Origin of the sequence: Nonomuraea sp. CA-143628, assembly GCF_050942315.1 — a bacterium.
Lineage (GTDB): Bacteria > Actinomycetota > Actinomycetes > Streptosporangiales > Streptosporangiaceae > Nonomuraea.
On the sequence record NZ_CP192072.1, the window covers coordinates 7,799,921 to 7,818,792 of the forward strand.

Annotated in this window: 17 protein-coding genes; 10 read left to right on the forward strand and 7 right to left on the reverse strand. The window is 70.4% G+C overall.

From position 1 onward, the window contains the following. Positions 1–119: 119 nt before the first annotated feature. Positions 120–1,175 carry a LacI family DNA-binding transcriptional regulator gene (locus ACQP2T_RS35620; RefSeq protein WP_433509281.1) on the reverse strand — a complete coding sequence of 352 codons (1,056 nt, stop codon included), beginning with the start codon at positions 1,173–1,175 and terminating at the stop codon, positions 120–122. Positions 1,176–1,373: 198 nt separating this feature from the next. Between ACQP2T_RS35620 and ACQP2T_RS35625 the strand changes: the two genes are divergently transcribed. From ACQP2T_RS35625 to ACQP2T_RS35635, 3 genes are all read left to right on the forward strand, one after another. Beyond that, on the forward strand, positions 1,374–1,685 hold the full coding sequence (locus tag ACQP2T_RS35625; RefSeq protein ID WP_433509282.1) for an STAS domain-containing protein: 312 nt from the start codon (positions 1,374–1,376) through the stop codon (positions 1,683–1,685). Between the two features lie 106 nt (positions 1,686–1,791). Then, positions 1,792–2,208, forward strand: coding sequence for an ATP-binding protein (locus ACQP2T_RS35630; protein ID WP_433509283.1), 417 nt, complete (start codon positions 1,792–1,794; stop codon positions 2,206–2,208). A gap of 205 nt (positions 2,209–2,413) precedes the next feature. After that, a complete protein-coding gene (locus tag ACQP2T_RS35635; RefSeq protein WP_433509284.1) occupies positions 2,414–2,563 on the forward strand; it encodes a hypothetical protein in 150 nt (49 codons plus the stop codon). A 119-nt stretch (positions 2,564–2,682) separates the two neighbouring features. On the opposite strand, the gene ACQP2T_RS35640 is transcribed toward ACQP2T_RS35635, so the two are convergent. The 6 genes from ACQP2T_RS35640 to ACQP2T_RS35665 form a co-directional block, all read right to left on the reverse strand. After that, the gene (locus ACQP2T_RS35640) at positions 2,683–6,159 is read right to left on the reverse strand and encodes a ThuA domain-containing protein (RefSeq protein ID WP_433509285.1); all 3,477 of its coding nucleotides are present in this window, start codon (positions 6,157–6,159) and stop codon (positions 2,683–2,685) included. Between the two features lie 265 nt (positions 6,160–6,424). Further along, entirely contained in the window at positions 6,425–7,258 is an 834-nt protein-coding gene (locus tag ACQP2T_RS35645; RefSeq protein ID WP_433509286.1) for a sugar phosphate isomerase/epimerase family protein, read from the reverse strand. A 41-nt stretch (positions 7,259–7,299) separates the two neighbouring features. After that, positions 7,300–8,496, reverse strand: coding sequence for an ABC transporter substrate-binding protein (locus ACQP2T_RS35650; RefSeq protein ID WP_433509287.1), 1,197 nt, complete (start codon positions 8,494–8,496; stop codon positions 7,300–7,302). Continuing rightward, complete coding sequence (locus tag ACQP2T_RS35655) at positions 8,483–9,433, reverse strand: ABC transporter permease (protein WP_433509288.1); 951 nt, start codon at positions 9,431–9,433, stop codon at positions 8,483–8,485. Before ACQP2T_RS35655 ends, ACQP2T_RS35650 begins: the two co-directional genes overlap by 14 nt. Further along, a complete protein-coding gene (locus ACQP2T_RS35660; RefSeq protein ID WP_433509289.1) occupies positions 9,430–10,443 on the reverse strand; it encodes an ABC transporter permease in 1,014 nt (337 codons plus the stop codon). The genes ACQP2T_RS35655 and ACQP2T_RS35660 overlap by 4 nt, the downstream gene beginning before the upstream one ends. Next, positions 10,444–11,886 (reverse strand): sugar ABC transporter ATP-binding protein, encoded by a 1,443-nt coding sequence (locus tag ACQP2T_RS35665; protein ID WP_433519868.1) that lies wholly within the window; start codon positions 11,884–11,886, stop codon positions 10,444–10,446. A gap of 382 nt (positions 11,887–12,268) precedes the next feature. On the opposite strand from ACQP2T_RS35665, the gene ACQP2T_RS35670 reads away from it, so the two are divergent. From ACQP2T_RS35670 to ACQP2T_RS35700, 7 genes are read left to right on the forward strand one after another with little or no spacing between them, the layout of a single operon-like run. Continuing rightward, on the forward strand, positions 12,269–13,402 hold the full coding sequence (locus tag ACQP2T_RS35670; RefSeq protein ID WP_433509290.1) for an inositol-3-phosphate synthase: 1,134 nt from the start codon (positions 12,269–12,271) through the stop codon (positions 13,400–13,402). Next, positions 13,399–14,244 (forward strand): SCO3242 family prenyltransferase, encoded by an 846-nt coding sequence (locus ACQP2T_RS35675; RefSeq protein ID WP_433509291.1) that lies wholly within the window; start codon positions 13,399–13,401, stop codon positions 14,242–14,244. Before ACQP2T_RS35670 ends, ACQP2T_RS35675 begins: the two co-directional genes overlap by 4 nt. Beyond that, positions 14,214–15,107, forward strand: a complete 894-nt coding sequence (locus ACQP2T_RS35680; RefSeq protein ID WP_433509292.1) for a sugar phosphate isomerase/epimerase family protein — start codon at positions 14,214–14,216, stop codon at positions 15,105–15,107. Before ACQP2T_RS35675 ends, ACQP2T_RS35680 begins: the two co-directional genes overlap by 31 nt. Continuing rightward, positions 15,052–15,558, forward strand: a complete 507-nt coding sequence (locus ACQP2T_RS35685; protein WP_433509293.1) for an EboA domain-containing protein — start codon at positions 15,052–15,054, stop codon at positions 15,556–15,558. Before ACQP2T_RS35680 ends, ACQP2T_RS35685 begins: the two co-directional genes overlap by 56 nt. Continuing rightward, positions 15,559–16,404, forward strand: a complete 846-nt coding sequence (locus ACQP2T_RS35690; RefSeq protein WP_433509294.1) for a TatD family hydrolase — start codon at positions 15,559–15,561, stop codon at positions 16,402–16,404. It begins immediately after the preceding gene. 2 nt (positions 16,405–16,406) lie between these two features. Further along, positions 16,407–17,519, forward strand: coding sequence for a metabolite traffic protein EboE (eboE, locus tag ACQP2T_RS35695; protein ID WP_433519869.1), 1,113 nt, complete (start codon positions 16,407–16,409; stop codon positions 17,517–17,519). Beyond that, a complete protein-coding gene (locus ACQP2T_RS35700) occupies positions 17,519–18,850 on the forward strand; it encodes an alkaline phosphatase family protein (RefSeq protein WP_433509295.1) in 1,332 nt (443 codons plus the stop codon). The genes eboE and ACQP2T_RS35700 overlap by 1 nt, the downstream gene beginning before the upstream one ends. Positions 18,851–18,872 lie beyond the last annotated feature (22 nt).

The window sequence follows — 18,872 nt, forward strand, 5'->3', positions numbered from 1 at the left end:
TCACATGGAGTGTGAGCGGTCACATGGCAGGAGCGGAAGGGCCCTTTGCCGGATTGTTACGCGCCGGTTTCGAGTGCGGTCTCAGGTTGAGACGCGGCGCGTTCTCGGCGGGGGCGGTCTCAGGAGGCGGCGGTGCGTGGGGGTGCGGTCGACTCGCGCACGATGAGGCGGGGCGGGGTGAGCTCGGTCTCGGGCTGCGGCTGCCCGGTCAGCTCGGCCACCGCCGCCAGGAAGCACGCCCGCCCCAGCCCGACGAAGTCCATCCGTACGGTGGTCAGTGCGGGGATCCAGAACGCCGAGCCGGGAATGTCGTCAAATCCGACGATGCTCACGTCACCGGGCACGTCCCGGCCGGCGTCGTAGAGGGCGCGGCGCACCCCCTGGGCGATGTCGTCGTTGCCGCACAGCACCGCTGTGACGTCCGGATCACCGGCCAGCCGTTGCCCAGCCAGATAGGCGGCCCGGATGTCCCAGCCGGAGGCGACCACCTCGGGGATCTCGGCGCCCGCCCGCGACAGGGCGTCGCGCCAGCCTGCCTGACGACCGCTGGAACGCCCCTCGGACGGGATCGCCACATGGTGCACGGTCCGGTGGCCCAGGGCCAGCAGGTGCTCGGTGGCGTCGGCGGCGGCACCCCGCTCGTCCAGCGCGATCGTGACCCTGCCCGTGTCGGGCGCCACCGGCTCGGTCGCGGCGATCGCCGGTATGTCCGCCGGCAGCGCCTCCAGCACCGCCGTGCCCGCCGGGTCGAACGCGATGACGACCAGGCCGCCCGCGCTCGGGTCGCTCACGTAGTCGACGGTCTGCTTGATCTCGGCGGGCGAGTCGGACTCCACGACCCTGACCCCCACGGCCAGGCCCTCGGTCCGCGCGGCCTCCTCGATGCCCTGCAGCGTGGAGGCGTAACCGTACAGCATGGTGTTGGACGTCACCACGGTGATGCCCGGAGCGCGCCCCAGGCCGAGCGCCCTGGCGGCCCGGTTGGGCCGGAACCCCAGCGTCTCGATGGCCGCGCGCACCGCGGCCCTGGTGTCAGGGTGTACCCGCGGCGAGTCGTTGAGCACGCGTGAGACGGTCTGGTAGGAGACGCCCGCCGCCGCCGCGACGTCGCGGATGCTGGGCACGGCCCCTCTGCGGGCGCCGGAGCGCGGCTCGCGCCGAGGGCTCGGACTCACGATCACATCGTAAGGCTCCGCCCCCGCCCACCTGCCCGCTGGGAGCCGTCGCCGGGTGGCGTGGCGGTCGGGCGGGTGATAAATACCCCTATGTACCGGACAATGTTGGGATGCGGGCAGCCGACCGGCAGTCCGGAGCGCATCATGGGGGCGAGCTTGCCGTGCTCGGAATCGGCATCGGCCCAGGAAGGAACGCGCATGGAGGTCGTGTCGGTAGGCACCGTGACCGACGGCACGCTGGAAGTGGTGCTGCGCGGCGACATCGACTTCACGAACGCGGCCTGGGTGCGGAGCACGGTCTCCGCCGCCGTGCTCGACCAGCGCCCTTCCGTGGTGTGGATCGAGATGAGCGAGGTGGCCTTCATCGACTCCTCCGGGATCGGCGTGCTCGTGGACGCGATGAAGGCGTCCGCCGAGGTCGGGGCGGCCTTCAGCGTGCGGCATCCCACGTCGCGGGTGTTCGACCAGCTGCGCATCACGGGGCTGCTGGCCGCGTTCGGTCTGGCCTGAGGAGGGCCGAGCTGACGAGCGCCGGGCTGACGAGCGCTGGTCGCCACCGCGACCTCCGCTCCGCGGCCCCGCCGCCCCGCCCGCGCCGGTCGGGGCGGGCGCGCCGATGAGTGAACCCGGCGAGGCCCCGGAGACACGGTACGACTTCGACTTCGGCACTCTCGTGCTGCTGCGCCGGTTGGTGGAGCGATACGCCGCGCGCCACGGCCTCACCGGGCGAGACCTGTACCGGTTCGTGGTGGCGGTCAACGAGATCACCACCAACGCGGTGCGCCATGGCGGCGAGCGCGGACGGCTCAGCCTGTGGCAGACCGGCGGCCGACTCTACTGCCGGGTCACCGACAACGGCCCGGGGCTGGCCCGGCCGGACTCACAAGGCCAGCACGCCGTACCGGCCGACAGCAGCAACGGCCGAGGCCTATGGCTGGCCCGGCAATGGGTCAACCGGCTGACCATCGAGAGCGACACCAACGGCACCACCATCACCCTGGAGGCCACGCCCTCGCGGCCGGACCACCCCTGAGACCGCGACCCCGGGCCGCGTCTATCGGGACGCGAGATCCAGCCGGCCCGGCTCGCCGAGCCCGCGGGCGTGTCGTACGACGCGTTCAGCAACCTGCCGGCCGACCTGCCCGTGCAGGCCACGCCCGTACGGCGCGGCGTCGGCACCATCCCCAACTCCGGCATGGCCACGGCGCTGTCCACTGGCTCGTCCCCGATGGCGGGTCGTGGGGCGCCATGCCGGCGGGCGTCACCTCGACCGGCGCCGCCCGGCACCGGCCGCGGTGCGCGACGTGCTCGCCGACGCCGACCACGCGGCAGGTGCGGAACTACGTCTCGGCCCATGGGACGTACGTGTCCTGCTGGAGATGCCATAGTCCTCGCTGGACCATGACCCGTCGGGCCGGGGCCGCCAGCCGCGATGACGCCCCTGCCGTCCAGACCCCTGGAGCCGCTACGGAAGGGCCGGCTCCAGAGTCCGGACGGCACACGGCGTTCAGACGCGAGTCCACTTCTGGTTGTTCTGGCCGTTGCACGCCCAGATCTGCACCTTGGTGCCGTTGGCGGTGCCGGCGCCGCTGACGTCCAGGCACTTGTTCGCTCCGACGGCGGTGACGCTGCCATCGGCGTTGAACCGCCATTTCTGGTTGTTCCCCCCGTTGCAGTCCCAGATGATCAAGGCAGTGCCGTCCGCCGTCCCGCCCCCGTTCACGTCCAGGCACTTGTTGCCGTACACCCGCAGCTCACTCGCGGCGGTCGACGTCCACTGCTGGCCGGGCTGCCCGTCGCAGTCCCAGATCTGCACCTGTGTGCCGTTCGTCGGCGAGGCGCCGTTGAGGCATCGGTTCGAGCCCATACCCCGCAGCGCGCTGGTGCTGCCCGGGGGCGAGCCGCCGCCCTGCCCGACGCCCTTGCCGTTGAAGGTGAACGAGTCCACGTCGAAGGAGTTCGCCGACGACCCCTTGAACACGAGGTAGACATTGTGGGTGCCACCGGGGTCGGTGACCTTCACCGCGGCCAGTGATGCGTAGGTGTTCCATCCGCCGGTCGCCGTCACGGGACTGGAGGCGATGAGCGCCCCGGTCGGCGAGTCGGCGTGCAGTTCGATGGACGCCCCGGTGTTGGACGGCGCCGAGACCCGGAAGGACACCGTGTCGATCCCGGACATGTTGATCGGGCTGAAGGAGATCCAGTCGTTGCCGGAGATGTCGCCGATGCGCCTGCCGCCTTCGGCTCCGGGCTCATCGACGATCCGGATGCCGGATGAGCCGGTGTAGTGCTCGGCCTGCTTGTGCTTGGGCTGCAGGGTGACGCCAGTGCTGCCCTTCAGGCCGCCCTTGTCGGTGTAGTCGGCGGACAGGGCGTAGTAGACGTTGGCGGCCTCGTCATGGCCGGAGGCAGTGGTCGTGACCGTCCCGGAGCAACCGGTGTACTGACCGGTGTCGTGGGCGTGCTGGTCATGGCCGAGCGCGGTGATCACGTTGACCTTGGCGCAGTCGACGGCGCCGTCCTCGGGGTCGGTGACGTTCACCGCGTAGGCCACCTGGTCGCCGAAGTCGATGAACCCGCCGTCGGGCGGAGCCGAGAAGACGACCTTGGGACGGGTGTTGCCGACGCCGATGGACAACGTGACGCTGCCCGTCTTCCCGCCGGAGTCCCGTACGGTCAGCTTGGCCGTGTAGGTGCCGTTGGCGTTGTAGGTGTGGGACGGGTTGGCGCTGGTGGAGGTCCCGTTATCGCCGAAGTCCCACGCGTAGGTGATCGCGTCGCCGTCGGGATCGGACGAGCCGGCCGAGGAGAACGCCACCGTCAGCGGTGCCGCGCCCGAGTCGGGAGTGGCGCTCGCCTTGGCCACGGGGGCGCGGTTTCCGGCTACGTAGTCGACCCGGTAGACGCTGTCGTCGGTGTTGTCGTGGCCGAAGCCGTTGCCCCAGTCGGCCATGTAGAGGGCGCCGTCCGGACCGAACTTCATGTCGATCGGCGCATGCGGGGCGAGCTGTGCCGCAAAGGGGTTGATCTTCAGGAGGTTGCCCGAGGAGTCCAGGCGGAACTCCTTGACGAAGTTGCGGCTCCAGTCGTAGAAGAACGGCGTGCCGTCGAAGTACTCGGGGAACCTGCGGTCAGAGCCGCCGGCCGCGTCGTAGCGGTAGAAGGGGCCGCCCATCGGGGCGGCACCGCCGCAGCAGTTGATCTCGGGGAACTCAGCCGAGGCGTGGTAGTTGTACCAGAGGGTCGCGGGCTTGGCCGCGGGCAGATTGGTCAGGCCGGTGTTGTTGGGCGAGTCGTTGACCGGTGCCGAGCAGTTGAACTTCGCACCGGAGGCGTTGGTGGCGAAGTTGAAGTCGTTGAAGGGGATGTTGTTGCCGACGCAGTACGGCCAGCCGTAGAAGCCCGGCTGCTTGATCAGGTTCCACTCGACGGTGCCCTCGGGACCACGGCTGGAGTTCGCGGAGCCCGCGTCGGGGCCGTAGTCACCCACCGAGAGCCAGCCCGTCACCTTGTCGACCGAGAAGCGGAACGCGTTGCGGAAGCCCATCGCGTAGATCTCCGGCCGCGTCTTGGCGGTGCCGGGCGCGAACAGGTTGCCGGACGGAACCGTGTAGGTGCCGTCGGTGTCGGGGTGGATGCGCAGGATCTTGCCGCGCAGGTCGTTGGTGTTGGCCGCGGACCGCTGTGCGTCGTAATGCTCCCGGCCCGGCCGCTCGTCGATCGGGGCGAAGCCGCTGGACCCGTTGGGATTGGTGTCGTCACCCGGGCCGATGTACAGGTTCCCGCCCGGCCCGAACGCGAGGTAGCCGCCGGTGTGGCCGGGCTCGTCGACGTTCCGGTACGCCGGAACCTCGATGATCTTCTTCTCACTCGCCAGGTCGAGGCTGGTGCCGTTGAAGGTGAACCTCGACACCCGGTTCACCTCACCGCCGTTGGACGGCGAATAGTTGATGTAGATCCAGCCGTTGGTGGCGAAGTTCGGATCCAGCGCCAGCCCGATGCCACCGTCCTCGCCGCCGTCGTACACCGGCAGGGTGGCGATGACGCGCGTGCCCCCGCCATTGGCGGGGATCAGATTGACCTTGCCCGAGCGCGACATGTAGAAGACCCTGCCGTCGGCGGCCACGTCGAGTTCCATCGGCTGGTCCGGTGCGCCGTCGAGGGTCACCTTCTGGAACCGGGCCGCGACGGTGCCGCCGCAGTCGCCTGGCGCCGCACCCGCCGCCCACTTCAGCCCGCCCAGCAGGTGCTGCTTGAACAGCGGCTCCGAATAGGAGGACGCCTGGTGGCCCATCGCGGTGGCCCACAGCCGGCCGCCCTCCGGGTTGTGGCACCAGGAGATCGGGTGATCGGCGCCCATCTTGTTCGGCCCGGCGTCATACGTGGTCTCGTCCGCGCTCACCAGCACGTGCACCGAGCCCCGCAGGTTCTTGTCGAAGTTGTACCACTCCTCCGTGCGCACCCACCGATCCGGCAGCCCTTTCGTGGACGGGTGAACCTTGTCCGCCACCTTGGCGGTGCCCTGCAGGATCGCCGAATGCGCGGTCATGTGCGCGCCGGCCAGGGCGACCTGGTCCCACCAGGGAAACTGCGCCTCGATGTTCATGTCGGTGGCGTTGTGGATCGCGACGACGCCGTGGCCGCCGCGCACGTACGCCTGGAAGGCCTGGCGCTGGGCGTCGTTATCCCACACCATGCCGCTGGTCTGCAACATGATCACCGCGTCGTAGGTGTTCAGGGTCGCGGCCGTGAAGACGGCGGAGTCCTCGCTCTGGTCGAGCTGGAAGTTGTTGTCGGCCGCCATCTGCTGGAACATCGCGACACCGGCGGGGATGGAGTCATGCCGGTAGGCGCCGCTCGCGGTCTTGCTGAACAGCAGCACCTTGAACTGCGGAGCGGCGGCGTGCGCCGCCAGCGGCACCGCGGACAGCCACAGCCCTAAAAAGGCTGCGGCGAGGGCGGAAAGCAGGCGTGATATTCGCATGAAGGATCTCCTGGGGGGCGGCGCGTGGCGACCACGTGAGACCAGACGTCGAATCGATTCGGAACGAAAATAGGTCTGGCTAAACATAGGTGTCAAGCGGGCTTATTCCGCGAATACAGGACCACCTTTTCGCTTCTATCGAGCCAGAGTCTCGCTGCGCTTACCGGGTATCAGCAGGTGAAGGCGGTTCTTTCGATGCCGTACTTTCTCACCAACCCCCAGCGAGCCAACCAAAATAGCCCTTCGATAAGTATGAAACTTTCAATCAGAGAGTGCGCATGTAGGCGAGGCCGTCCACAGCCAGCGCGTCCTGGCTTTCCGCGAGGGGCCGCCAGATGGAGGCGGCGGTGGCGATGGTCTGGTTGTGCGCGGTGAAGGACTCGATGACGAGCGGCCCGTGATAGCCAACGTCGCGCAGGGCCCGGGTGAAGCCGGGCCAGTCGAAGCGGTCGGCCCCCGGCGTGCCGCGATCGGTGCCGCAGACCTGCACGTGCGCGATCCGATCCGCCGCGGACCGCACCGCCCGGGCGGGGTCTTTCTCCTCGATGTTCATGTGGTAGGTGTCGAGCGCCAGATGACAGTCCTCGGGCAGCGCTTCCAGCGCCTGCTCGACGGTGTTGATGAGGCTGGTCTCGTACCTGTTGAGCGGCTCGACCGCGAGCTTCACCCCGCGCTCGGCCGCATGGTCCAGGACGGGCCGCAGATGCTCACGCAACTCGGCGTAGGCGGCGCGGCGCTCGTCCGGTGCCAGCCGCCACGTACGGCCGACCGAGGCGTAGGCCGGCCCCCCGATCACCGGGGAGCCGACGGTCACCGCTACGTCGACGCAGTACCGCAGATAGTCCTGGGTGTCGCGAACGGTCGCCGAGGAGGCGGCCACGAGCTCGCGCCCGGGCGGCATGACGAGCACCACCGACGCGGCCAGCCCGTGCTCGGCCAGCACCGCCGCGGCCTTGCCCGGGTTCCACTCGCCGGGTCGCTCGACGGGTAGCTCGATGACGTCGAAGCCCCACCCGGCGATGCGGGGCGCGAGCCGCGCCAGGTCCTCGTCGGTCAGCGGGGAGACCCAGACCCAGGTGTTCACTCCGATGGCGAACATGGCGTCCCTCCTCTTCGTCGTCGGTTCGCGGAAGGAGCCGATCAGCTCTTCTTCCCGCCCCAGGTCTCCGGGAACCCGGGCAGGTCCTCACAACCGCACAGCGCGTAGTGCAGCGGCGGCATGTTGGGCCTGAGGTAGGTCGACAGGTTCTCGCTGGTGATCGTCGGCTGCGGCAGGTTCCACATCTTGGGCACTTCCTCGCCCTTGAGGATCTTCAGCGCGGCGATGATCGGGGTGCGCCACTGGTAGGTCGGGTACGTGGGCGCGACGGCGGTGAGGTTGGCATCCTTCCACTTCCGCAGGAAGTCCTGCTGGTCCTCGCCGTTGATCGGCGGCACCGGCACGCCCGCGTCCTCGAACGCCTCGATCGCCGCCACCGTCGTGGCGCCCGAGTCCATCCAGACGCCGTCGATCTTGCCGTGCCGCTGGAGGTAGTCGCTGACGATGCTCTTGGTCTTGGCGGCGTCGCCGTCGGTGAACTCCATCCCCACCACCTGGAGCCGGCTCTTGTCGAAGACCACCTTCGCCGCCGACCAGCGGGTCTCCAGCACGTCCACGCCGGGCAGGATGCGCAGCGCCAGCACCTTCCCGCCCGCCGGCACCTTCTCGACCAGGAACTCGGCGGCGTCGGCGCCGAAGGCATAGCCGCCGATGGGCTTGATGAACGTCACCGGGCAGTCCGTCCCCACGCCCCGATCGAACACGATGACGGGCACCTTCCCGCAGGCGGCCGTCACAGCGGGGGTGAGCGTGGCCGTGGTGTTCGGCGAGACGATCAGCGCGTCACAGTCCTTGGCCCGCAGCTCGGCGATGTCGGAGATCTGCTTGTCGTCCTTGCCCTCGGCATCCAGCGCGGTGAACTTCCCGATCTCCTTGTGCAGGCCGACCTCGGCCTGCATCGACTTCCACCCGACCTGGCGCCAGGGGTTGTCGACCGCCGCGTTGGAGAAGCACAGGTGGTACGGCCCGTCCTTCTTGTACTTCGCCGTCTCGACCATTTTCGGGGCGATGGCCTGTTCCCAGGGCTTGTCGGTGGGACCCTGCGGCGTCTGGGAGCGCATGGCCAGCTGGGCGTCGAAGTCCGCCTGCACGAAGAACTTCGACTGCGCGCCCGTGCCCGGACCCTGAGCGCTTGTGGCGGGCGCCGCGGATCGGGTGGTGGACGTCGGCTTGTCGGTCGTGCAGCCGACGAGGACGAGCGCGGCGAACAGGGCGGCTGTGGCCTTATGACGCGGCATGTGCGTCTCCTCTTCGGGGGGTGAACTTCCGGGGAAGCCGGATGGCTCCCACCGCGGCCGCGGCGATGATGATGACGCCCTGCACGGTGAACTCCAGCGCCCCCGAGATTCCGTACAGGTTGAGCAGGGTGAACAGCGCCTCCAGCGTGAAGCCGCCGGCCATGGCGGCCGGCACGGAGCCGCGCCCGCCGCCGAGCGCCACGGCGCCGAGGACGACCGCGGTGATGGCGGAGAACTCGAGTCCCTGGCCCGCCCGCGCCGATACTCCGGCGAAACCGCCGAGCAGGATCGCCGCGACGGCCGCGGCCAGACCGGAGAGCATGAAGGCGAAGATCTTGACCCGGTCGACCCGGACCCCGGACAGTGCGGCGGCACGCTCGTTGTCGCCGGTGGCGATGAGGGTCTTGCCGAAATCGGCACGCATGAGCCAGATCGCCGCCGCGCCCACGGCCAGCAGGATCAGCACCGACCACGGCAGGAGCCCGAGGCCGCCGCGGCCGAACATCCGGAAGCCCTCCGACAGCGCGCCACGCGGGGCGCCGCCGGTCCAGAGGAAGACCGCCCCGCTGAGGACGAGCAGCATGCCGAGCGTCACGATGAACGACGGCACCCGCAGCTTGGTGGTGACCACTCCATTGACCAGTCCGACGAAGAGCCCGACGGCGATCAGCAGTGCGAGGACCGGCCAGGTGGCGGACTCGTCGCCGTCGATGAGCCGCGCGGCGATCACCACTTCGGCCGTCACCAGCGAGCCGACAGACAGGTCGAACTCGCCGGAGACGATGACGAAATACTGTCCCGCGGCGAGGATCACCAGCGGCGCGGCCCGCTTGAGGAACGCCAGGATCCCGGCGGGCTCCAGGAAGTGGGGGTTGGCGACCGTGATCGCGGCCAGCAGCACCACGAGGACCGCGAGGATGGGAAGTGCCCGTTTCATGCCGACCGCCGTGTTCCGCGCCGGGCGTAAACGGCCACCGCGATGACGATGACCACGCCGCGGACCACGTCCTTGGCGAAGGAGTTGACCTCGAGCTGGTTGAAGATGGTGTCCAGGACGGCCAGCAGCAGGACCCCGCCCACGGTTCCGGCGACCCCGCCCTTGCCGCCGGCCAGCGCGGTGCCGCCGAGCACGACCGCGGCGATGGACTCCAGGTCGTAGCCGCCGTCGGTGCCCACCGTGGGCGCTCCCGCCCCGAGCCTGCCGGCCAGCAGCAGGCCCGCGATGCCGGCGCAGAGCGAGCAGAGCACGTGCGTGAGCACGATGACCTGGCCGGTGCGGATCCCGGACAGCCGGGCGACCTCCTCGTTCCCGCCGACCGCGTAGATCCGGTATCCCAACCGGGTCCTGCTCAGCAGGAACCAGGCCACGATGGCCACGCCCGCCCAGAGCATGGCGGAGACGGGGATCGGCCCGATGCGGGAGTAGCCGAGGATCTGGAACGACTCGGGCACCTTGCCCGCCGGCCCGTCGTACAGGTGGTCGACGACGCCCCTGATGATGAGGGCGACGCCGAGCGTGGCGATGAAGGCGTGAACCTGGAGCCTGGTGATGATCAGCCCGTTGAGCAGCCCCACCAGCGCGCTGATGGCCAGCACCGCGGCGACCGCCGTCGGGATGTTCCCGTCCCGGCCCGCCATGATCTCCGCCGCGACCAGCGAGGTCAGGCTGATCAGGTACGCCACGGACAGGTCGAGCGAGCCGGCCAGGATCGCCAGTGTCTGGCCGATCGCCACGATGCCGAGGGCCGCCGAACGCTGCTGGATCCCGACGACGCTCTCCATGGTGAGGAACTGATCGCCGTCAAGCGCGACGAGGGCCCAGCCGACCGCGACCAGGCCGAGCAGCGCGAGGAACACCACCTGCGTGGGTTCGCGCAACCGCGCCGCCAGGCCGCCGTGCGTCTCGCCGGGGCGGGCGGGGCGGCGCACGCGCACGAGCAGGTTCAATCAGGCCACCTCTCCCGCGGCCAGGCGCATGACGGCCTCCTCGGAGGCCCCGGCCGGCAGCGTGCCGGCGATGCGGCCGTCGCGCAGGACGACGATGCGATCGCTCATGCCGATGAGCTCGGGCAACTCGGAAGAGATCATCATGATGGCCATGCCGTCATTCGCCAGTTCGCGCATCAGGTCGTGGATCGCGGCCTTGGCCCCGACGTCGACGCCCCGCGTCGGTTCGTCGAACAGCAGCACCCGCGGCGCCATGGTCATCCATTTGGCGAGCACGACCTTCTGCTGATTGCCTCCGGACAGGTAGCGGACCTCCTGTTCCTGGCGCGGAGGCGAGAGGCGTACCCGTACGAGCAGGTCGTGGAGGCCGTCGCGGCCCTTGGCGCCCGCCGCGCGGGCGACGAGCAGGGCGTTGTCGCGTACGGACTGGTGCGGGGCGAGCCCCTCGGCCTTGCGGTCCTCGGTCACCAGCCCGATGCCCATGGCCACACCCTCCCGGACCGAGCGGGGGCGCGACGGGGTCATCTCGCCCGTGGTGAACGGCTCCGCGCCGAAGATCGCTTTGGCGAGTTCCGATCTGCCGGATCCCTGCAGGCCCGCGATGCCGAGGATCTCCCCGGCGCGCAGTTCCAGATCGATGTCGCGGAGCTTGCGGTTGCCCGCTCCGCGCAGGCTGAGCCGTACCTCGCCGGCGCCCGCCGAGCGGGGCGGGAAGTAGGCGCCGAGGTCGCGCCCCACCATCAGGCGGATCAGCTCGCCGGGGGACACCTCGCCGATCGGGAGCGTGGTGACGCGCGAGCCGTCCTTGAGCACGGTGACCCGGTCGGCGAGATCGGACACCTCGCGTAATCGGTGGGAGATGTACACGACGGCGACGCCGCGTTCCCTCAGCCGCCCGATCAGCCGGTAGAGCAGCTCGACCTCGTGCTCGGCGAGTGCCGCGCTGGGCTCGTCCATGACGAGGAGCCGGGCGTTCACCGACAGCGCCTTGACGATCTCGACGATCTCCCGCTGGGCCACCGACAGGCGCTTGACGGCGTCGCGGGGGCCGAAGGGGCCCTCGCCCAGCTCGTCGAGGAGCCGCGCGGTCGCCTCCTCCATCGCGGCCCGATCGACCAGCCCGCCGACCAGGCCGCGCCGGACGGGCTCGCGTCCGAGGAAGACGTTCTCGGCGACAGTGCGCTCGGGCAGCAGGTTGAACTCCTGATGGATGATCGCGATGCCGGAGCGCTGCGCCTCAAGCGGATGGCCGAAGGAGACGGGGTGACCGTCGATCTCGATCGTGCCCTCGTCCGGCGGGTGAACGCCGCAAATGATCTTCATCAGGGTGGACTTTCCGGCACCGTTCTCGCCGACCAAGGCGTGGACCTCGCCGGCCGTCACGTCCAGGTCCACTCCGGACAGCACCCGCACACCCAGGAAGCTCTTGCCGATGCCACGCATGCTCAGCACCCCGCCTCCCCCATGTGGCCGGTCCTGCGGGCAGGGGTTTGAGGGTGAGCCCTGGGGGCGGCGGCAAGTTTCTGCCTTATATCCCTCATGCTGCCGGATGCTAAGCGGGCTTATGTCGATGGTCAAGCAAAAGCTCGCACCCTCCCGGCATAATCGGTGGGTCTACAGCAGGGCTCATCAGGTGGCCACGCAGCACCTCGGCGACCGCGCGGGCATCGCCGGTGCGGTGATGATGGCCATAATCGGCGGATCTTCAGACAGCGATAAGCCTGCTTATGCTTGACCACCGACAAAAATGGCTCTTACCATCACGGAGACTTACATACCGGATGCCTTCCGCATGCGGGGATAGTCCCGACACGATGGAGCTTTCATGGACAAGCTCGGTGTGTGGCTTATCGGGGCGCGAGGATCCGTGGCGACCACTGCCATCGTGGGCGCCGCGGCCATCAGGGCGGGAATCGCGACCCCGCAAGGATGCGTGAGCGAGTCCCCCGGCTTCCCAGGGCATCTGGTTCCGCTGACCGAACTGGCCTTCGGCGGCCATGACATCACCGAGACCTCCTTACGCAAGCGCGCCGAACAGCTGGGCAGAGCAGGGGTCATATCATCGGACCTCCCGGAACTGCTCGCGTCCGATCTGGACGCCGCCGACGCCGAGATCCGGCCGGGCTACGTCCCCGGCGACGGCGGCCGGGCCGCGACCCGGCTGATCGACGACATCGCCGGCTTCCGGTCCCGGCACGGGCTGGCCCAGGTGGTCGTCGTCAACGTGTCCTCGACCGAGCCCCCGGTGGATTCGCGCCCGGAGTTCGAGAGGCTGGCCGATCTCGAGGAGCGGCTCGCCGCGGGAGACGACGTCCTGCCGCCGAGTTCGCTGTACGCCTTTGCGGCGTTCCACGCCGGGTGCGGCTACGTGGAGTTCACCCCTTCCACCGGGCCGGCCCTGCCCGCCCTGGCGGAACTCGCCGCCCGGCGGAGAGTGCCGTACGCGGGACGCGACGGCAAGACCGGCGAGACCCTGGTCAAGAGCTCCCTGGCGCCCATGTTCGCCGACCGGGCACTGCGGGTCCGCTCCTGGTCAGGGCTCAACCTCCTCGGCGGCGGCGACGGGGCGACACTCGCCGATCCGGCCGCCAGATCCAGCAAACAGCTCTCCAAGGACCAGGTCGTCGCGAAGGTCATGGGCGGACCCGTCGAGGGTGAGACGCACATCGACTATGTCCCGGATCTCGGAGAGTGGAAGACCGCCTGGGACCACGTGACGTTCGAGGGATTTCTCGGCGTGCGGATGACGCTGCAGTTCACCTGGCAGGGCTGCGATTCGGCGCTGGCCGCTCCCCTCGTACTGGACCTGGCCCGGCTGGTCGCCCGTGCGCACGAGAAAAGACGGCACGGCGTCCTGCCCGAGCTCGGTTACTTCTTCAAGAGCCCGCTGGGGACGGACGAGCACGCGCTGGCCGCCCAGTACGCCCGGCTGCGCGCCTTCGCCGAGGAGCTGTCATGAGGGCGCTGCTCGAGCTGGTCCGCGCCCCGGCCGCCCTGTCGGTGCCGGGGGACACCATGGCGGGGGCCGCCGCCGCGGGGCGGCGGCCGGCACCCGGCCTGGCCCTGGCGTCAGTGCTCATGTACTGGTCGGGAATGGCGCTCAACGACTGGGCAGACCATAAGGCGGACGCCGTCGAGCGTCCTGAACGCCCGATCCCGTCAGGCCGGGTTCGCCCGGGCGCCGCGCTCGGGCTCGCGGCCGCCCTGACCGGCGCGGGCCTGGCCACCGCAGCCCTCGCCGGCGGCCGTCGCGGTCTCACCGTGGCCGGCCTGCTGGCCGGCGCGGTGTGGGCCTACGACCTGGGCCTCAAACGGACGGCGGCGGGACCGGCCTCGATGGCGGCCTGCCGCGTGCTCGACGTGCTTCTGGGCGCGGGCGAGCAGGCCAGGGCCGCCGTGCCGGCGGCGCTGGCGATAGGTGCGCACACCTACGGGATCAGCGTCCTGGGCCGGGCCGAGGTGGCGGGGGCGGCACGCGGGACCGCCGAGCGCGCGCTCGTGGCCAGCACCGCCGCGGCCGGGCTCGCGGCCGCCTCCTGCGTGCGCAACCGAGCCGCCGACCGAGCCGGAGCGGGCGTCCTCATCGCCGGCTATCTCGCCTTCACCCTCCCGGTCCAGGCCGGGTTGCGGGCCCGTCCCGACCCCGAGAACGTCCGGCAGGCCGTCCGCCTCAGCATCCTCGGCCTGATACCGCTCCAGGCGGCGGCGGTCGCCGGTGGCGGGCGGTTCACCGCGGCGGGCGCGCTGCTGTGCTCGCTTCCCCTGGGAACGTGGCTCTCATCCCGGCTGGCGACATCGTGAAGTGGGCCTACTGCACCAACGGCTTCGCCGGCCACCGGCTCCCCGAAGCGCTCGCGGTCCTGGCCGATCTCGGCTACACCGGTGCGGCGATCACTCTGGACCACGGTCATCTCGACCCCCACTCCCCCGGTCTGGCCGCGGAGGTGTCGCGAATCGCCGGGCTCCTCGACCGCCTCGGCCTCGATGCCGTGGTCGAGACAGGCGGGCGTTACACCCTCGATCCCCTGCGCAAACACCATCCGACCCTCATCAGCGACGACGCCGAGCGCAGAGTGGAGTTCCTGACCACCGCGATGCGGGTCGCCGCCGATCTGGGCGCTCCCGTGGTGCACCTGTGGAGCGGTGTGCGGCCCGACGGCATGCCGGAGGCGGAGGCGTACACGCGGCTGGCCCACCAGTGCGCACGGCTGCTCGACGTGGCCGACCAGGTGGGCGTCACGCTGGGATTCGAACCCGAACCCGGGATGCTCGTCGCCGGACTGGACGGCTTCGAGCGGCTGCGCGCGACGCTCGGCGGCCATGACCGGTTCGGTCTCACCCTCGACATCGGGCACTGCCACTGCGTGGAGCGGGAGGACCTGGGCACCTGTGTCCGCCGGGCGCTGCCGTACACCGTGCACGTGCAGATCGAGGACATGCGCCGCGAGGTCCACGAGCACCTGGAATTCGGCGAGGGTGAGATCGACTTCGTGCCGGTGCTCGCCTCTCTGCACGGCTACTCGGGTCTGGTGGCCGTGGAGCTGGCCCGGCACAGCCATGCGGCCCCGCAGGTCGCCCGCCGCTCGATCGACTTCTTGAGGAGGGCACATGAAGGAGCCGGCGCGCGAGTGGCTGGCACAGGCCGTCCGGCAGGTGGAGGCTGACCCGTACGCGATCCACGGGCTCTTCGCGCAGGCCGAACGGCGGGGCGGCCCCGGCGCCCGGCGCGCGCTGCTCGGCGCGCTGCACGGCGACCACGCGGTGCTCCACGGCCTGTACGAGGCCGGCGACAGCGGCGAGAAGCTGGCGATCCTGACCGTCCTGCATGAGCTCGATTCGGGAGGAACGGAGGTCGGGCTGGTGGAGGACGCGCTGCGCACCAATGACGCGCGGCTGGTCGCCGCCGCTCTCGGCCCGTACGGCTCGGCGTGGCTGGACGACCACTCCTTCCGTCAAGGAGTGCTCAAGTGCGTCTTCATGTCGATCCCGCTGGCGGCGGTGGCCGAGCTGGACCGCCGCTTCGACGCCGAACTGGCCCGGATGCTGTCGGACTACGCGGCGGAGCTGCGGGCGGCCGGCCGGCCCGTCCCGAGCGACGTCCTGGAGAGGAGCTGAATGCGCATCTTCGACCCCCACATCCACATGACCTCCCGGACCACCGACGACTACCAGCGCATGTACGCCGCGGGGGTCCGGGCCGTGGTCGAACCCGCCTTCTGGCTGGGGCAGCCCCGCACCAACGTGGGCAGTCTCCTCGACTACTTCGACGCTCTGCTCGGCTGGGAGCCGTACCGTGCCGCGCAGTACGGCATCCACCACCACTGCGCGCTCGCGCTCAACCCGAAGGAGGCGAACGATCCGCGGTGCGCGGGGGTGCTGGCCGAGCTGCCGCGATACCTGCTGAAGGACTCGGTCGTCGCGGTCGGCGAGGTCGGCTACGACTCGATGACGGCAGAGGAGGAACGGGCCTTCGAGACCCAGCTCGCCCTGGCGCAGGAGAATGACCTTCCGGTGCTCGTGCACACTCCGCATCGGGACAAGGCCGCGGGCACCCGCCGGAGCCTCCACGTGGTACGGGACGCCGGGATACCCCCCGAAGGGGTGCTCATCGACCACCTCAACGAGATGACCGTCGGCATGGTCGCGGAGTCGGGCTGCTGGATGGGGTTCTCGATCTACCCCGACACCAAGATGGACCCGGCTCGGATGGTGGCCCTGCTCAAGGAGCACGGGACGGACAGGATGCTGGTGAACTCGGCCGCCGACTGGGGACGGAGCGACCCGCTCAAGACGCGCGAGGTGGCCGACGTCATGCTCGCGGCCGGCTTCGGCGAGGACGACGTGGATCGGGTGCTGTGGCGCAACCCGGTCGCCTTCTACGGGCAGAGCGGCCGCCTCGACCTCGAGACCGCTTCGGAAGCCGGCCCCGACCACGCCGGCAACACGATCAGGCGGGGGTGACCATGCGGCTGCGCCATCCGGACGGCTCGACGGTGCACCTGTCCTACTGCACCAACGTCCACGCCGCCGAGGATCTCCCCGGCATCCACGCTCAGCTGTCCGGCGTCGCCGCGCGGGTCAGGCGGCTGCTCGGCGTCGAACGGCTCGGGCTCGGGTTGTGGCTGTCCCGGCACGCCGCCGCGGACGTCCTCGCCCGGCCCGGGGAACTCGCCGGACTGCGCGAGCGGCTGACCCTGCTCGGGCTGGAGGTCGTGACCCTCAACGGGTTCCCCTACCGCGGCTTCCACGACGAGATCGTGAAGTACCGCGTCTACACCCCTGACTGGGCCGACGCGGAGCGGCTGCGTTACACGCTCGGGCTCGCCGAGATCCTCGCCGCGCTGTTGCCGGACGGCGTCACCGAGGGCACTATCTCGACCCTCCCCCTCGCCTGGCGGACCGGGTGGACGCAAGAGAAAGCGGCGGCGGTCATGGCCAATCTCGACGCGGTCGCCCAGGGCCTGCGCGCGCTGGCCGGTCGTACCGGCAAGGTGATCCGGCTGGGCTTCGAGCCGGAGCCCGGTTGCATCGTCGAGACGACGCCCCAGGCCACCGCCCTGCTGAGCGACGTGGATCATGACCACCTCGGCCTCTGCCTGGACGCCTGCCACATGGCCGTGGGCTTCGAGGAGCCCGGGGCGGGCGCCCGTACCGGGCTGCCCATCGTGAAGCTCCAGGCGTCGTGCGCCTTGGTGGCCCCGCCGGGGGCACAGCGGGCGCTGGCCGCGTTCGACGAGGCCCGCTTCCTCCACCAGACGCGCTCCGCCACCGGATACGCCGACGACCTGGGCGAGGCCCTGGCCGGCGGCCTGCCCGCGGACGAGAGCTGGCGCGTGCACTTCCACGTCCCGCTGCACGACGCGCCGCCCCCACCGCTCGCCACCAGCGCCCCCTACCTGCGTGACCTGCTGACCGTGCTCCTCGGCGGAGAACGGCCGCTGACCAGGCACGTCGAGGTGGAGACCTACACGTGGAACGTGCTTCCCGGCGCGCCGGCCGATGTCGCGGAAGGCATCGCCGCCGAGCTCGACTGGATGCGGGGACAGCTCGCCGCCCTCGGGCTGAAGGAGACGTGATGGCACCGCTGATCGTGATCAATGTCGTCGGGCTCACCCCGCGCCTGCTCGCGCACATGCCGAACGTGGCGAAGGCGGGCGCGGCGGCCGCGCTGCGGCCCGTGCTCCCGGCCGTCACCTGTTCGATGCAGGCCACCCTGCTGACCGGTTCGATGCCCCGCGACCACGGCATCGTCGGCAACGGGTGGTACTTCCGGGACCTCGGCGAGGTGCTGCTGTGGCGCCAGCACAACGCGCTCATCCAGGGTGACCAGCTGTGGACCGCCGCGCCCGGCCTGCGCACCGCCAACGTCTGCTGGTGGTACGCGATGGGCGCGCCGACCGACCTGCTCGTCACCCCGCGCCCCGTCTACCACGCCGACGGCCGCAAGTCCCCCGACTGCTACACCCGCCCGCCCTCACTCCACGATGACCTCGAGGCCGCGCTGGGGCCTTTCCCCCTGTTCACCTACTGGGGCCCCAAAGCGGGGATCGCCTCCTCCGAATGGATCATCGCCGCGGCCCGCCGCATCCTGGCCCGCGAACGGCCGGATCTGCTGCTGGTCTACGTGCCGCACCTCGACTACGACCTCCAGCGGTACGGCCCCGCCGGTCCCGAGGCCATCGCGGCGGCCCGCGCCGTCGACGCCGCGCTGGCTCCGCTCCTGGCCGAGGCCGCCGAGGTGGTCGTGCTCTCGGAATACGGCATCACCCCGGTGTCCCGCCCGGTGGACATCAACCGGGCGCTGCGGACCGCGGGTCTCCTGGAGGTCCACGTCCAGGCCGGGATGGAGTACCTCGACCCGTGGGCGTCCAGGGCCTTCGCCGTCGCCGACCACCAGGTGGCCCACGTGTACGTACGCGATCCGGCCGACCTCGACCGCACCCGCGCCGTCATCGCCGAGATCGCCGGCGTGGACGAGGTGCTCGACCACGCGGGGAAGGCGAAGTACGGGCTCGACCACGAACGCGCCGGCGAACTCGTCGCGGTCGCGGAGCCCGACGCCTGGTTCACCTACTACTACTGGCTCTCCGACGACCGCGCCCCGGATTTCGCCAGGCTCGTGGACATTCACCGCAAACCCGGCTACGACCCCGCCGAGCTGTTCATGGACCCGAGTGACCCGTTCGTCAAGCTCCGTGCGGCGGCGGCACTGGCCAGGAAGAAACTGGGCTTCCGCTACACGATGCGGGTGGTACCGCTCGACCCGGCGCCGGTGCGGGGCAGTCACGGCCGGCTGCCCGACCACCCCGACGACGGCCCGCTCATCATCGGCCCGTTCGACCGTGACTCCTACGAGGCGACCGAGGTCAAGAGCCTCCTGGCCGGCCTGGCCCGGGGAAGCCGCTGACCGCGGACACCCCCGGGCCGTC

What these genes read in the sequence shown, in the direction of transcription:
- ACQP2T_RS35625 (WP_433509282.1), top strand. Translation starts at nt 1,374, where the DNA reads ATGGAGGTCGTGTCGGTAGGCACCGTGACCGACGGCACGCTGGAAGTG.
- ACQP2T_RS35630 (WP_433509283.1), top strand. Translation starts at nt 1,792, where the DNA reads ATGAGTGAACCCGGCGAGGCCCCGGAGACACGGTACGACTTCGACTTC.
- ACQP2T_RS35640 (WP_433509285.1), bottom strand. Translation starts at nt 6,159, where the DNA reads ATGCGAATATCACGCCTGCTTTCCGCCCTCGCCGCAGCCTTTTTAGGG.
- ACQP2T_RS35645 (WP_433509286.1), bottom strand. Translation starts at nt 7,258, where the DNA reads ATGTTCGCCATCGGAGTGAACACCTGGGTCTGGGTCTCCCCGCTGACC.
- ACQP2T_RS35650 (WP_433509287.1), bottom strand. Translation starts at nt 8,496, where the DNA reads ATGCCGCGTCATAAGGCCACAGCCGCCCTGTTCGCCGCGCTCGTCCTC.
- ACQP2T_RS35655 (WP_433509288.1), bottom strand. Translation starts at nt 9,433, where the DNA reads ATGAAACGGGCACTTCCCATCCTCGCGGTCCTCGTGGTGCTGCTGGCC.
- ACQP2T_RS35665 (WP_433519868.1), bottom strand. Translation starts at nt 11,886, where the DNA reads ATGCGTGGCATCGGCAAGAGCTTCCTGGGTGTGCGGGTGCTGTCCGGA.
- ACQP2T_RS35670 (WP_433509290.1), top strand. Translation starts at nt 12,269, where the DNA reads ATGGACAAGCTCGGTGTGTGGCTTATCGGGGCGCGAGGATCCGTGGCG.
- ACQP2T_RS35675 (WP_433509291.1), top strand. Translation starts at nt 13,399, where the DNA reads ATGAGGGCGCTGCTCGAGCTGGTCCGCGCCCCGGCCGCCCTGTCGGTG.
- ACQP2T_RS35685 (WP_433509293.1), top strand. Translation starts at nt 15,052, where the DNA reads ATGAAGGAGCCGGCGCGCGAGTGGCTGGCACAGGCCGTCCGGCAGGTG.
- ACQP2T_RS35690 (WP_433509294.1), top strand. Translation starts at nt 15,559, where the DNA reads ATGCGCATCTTCGACCCCCACATCCACATGACCTCCCGGACCACCGAC.
- eboE (WP_433519869.1), top strand. Translation starts at nt 16,407, where the DNA reads ATGCGGCTGCGCCATCCGGACGGCTCGACGGTGCACCTGTCCTACTGC.
- ACQP2T_RS35700 (WP_433509295.1), top strand. Translation starts at nt 17,519, where the DNA reads ATGGCACCGCTGATCGTGATCAATGTCGTCGGGCTCACCCCGCGCCTG.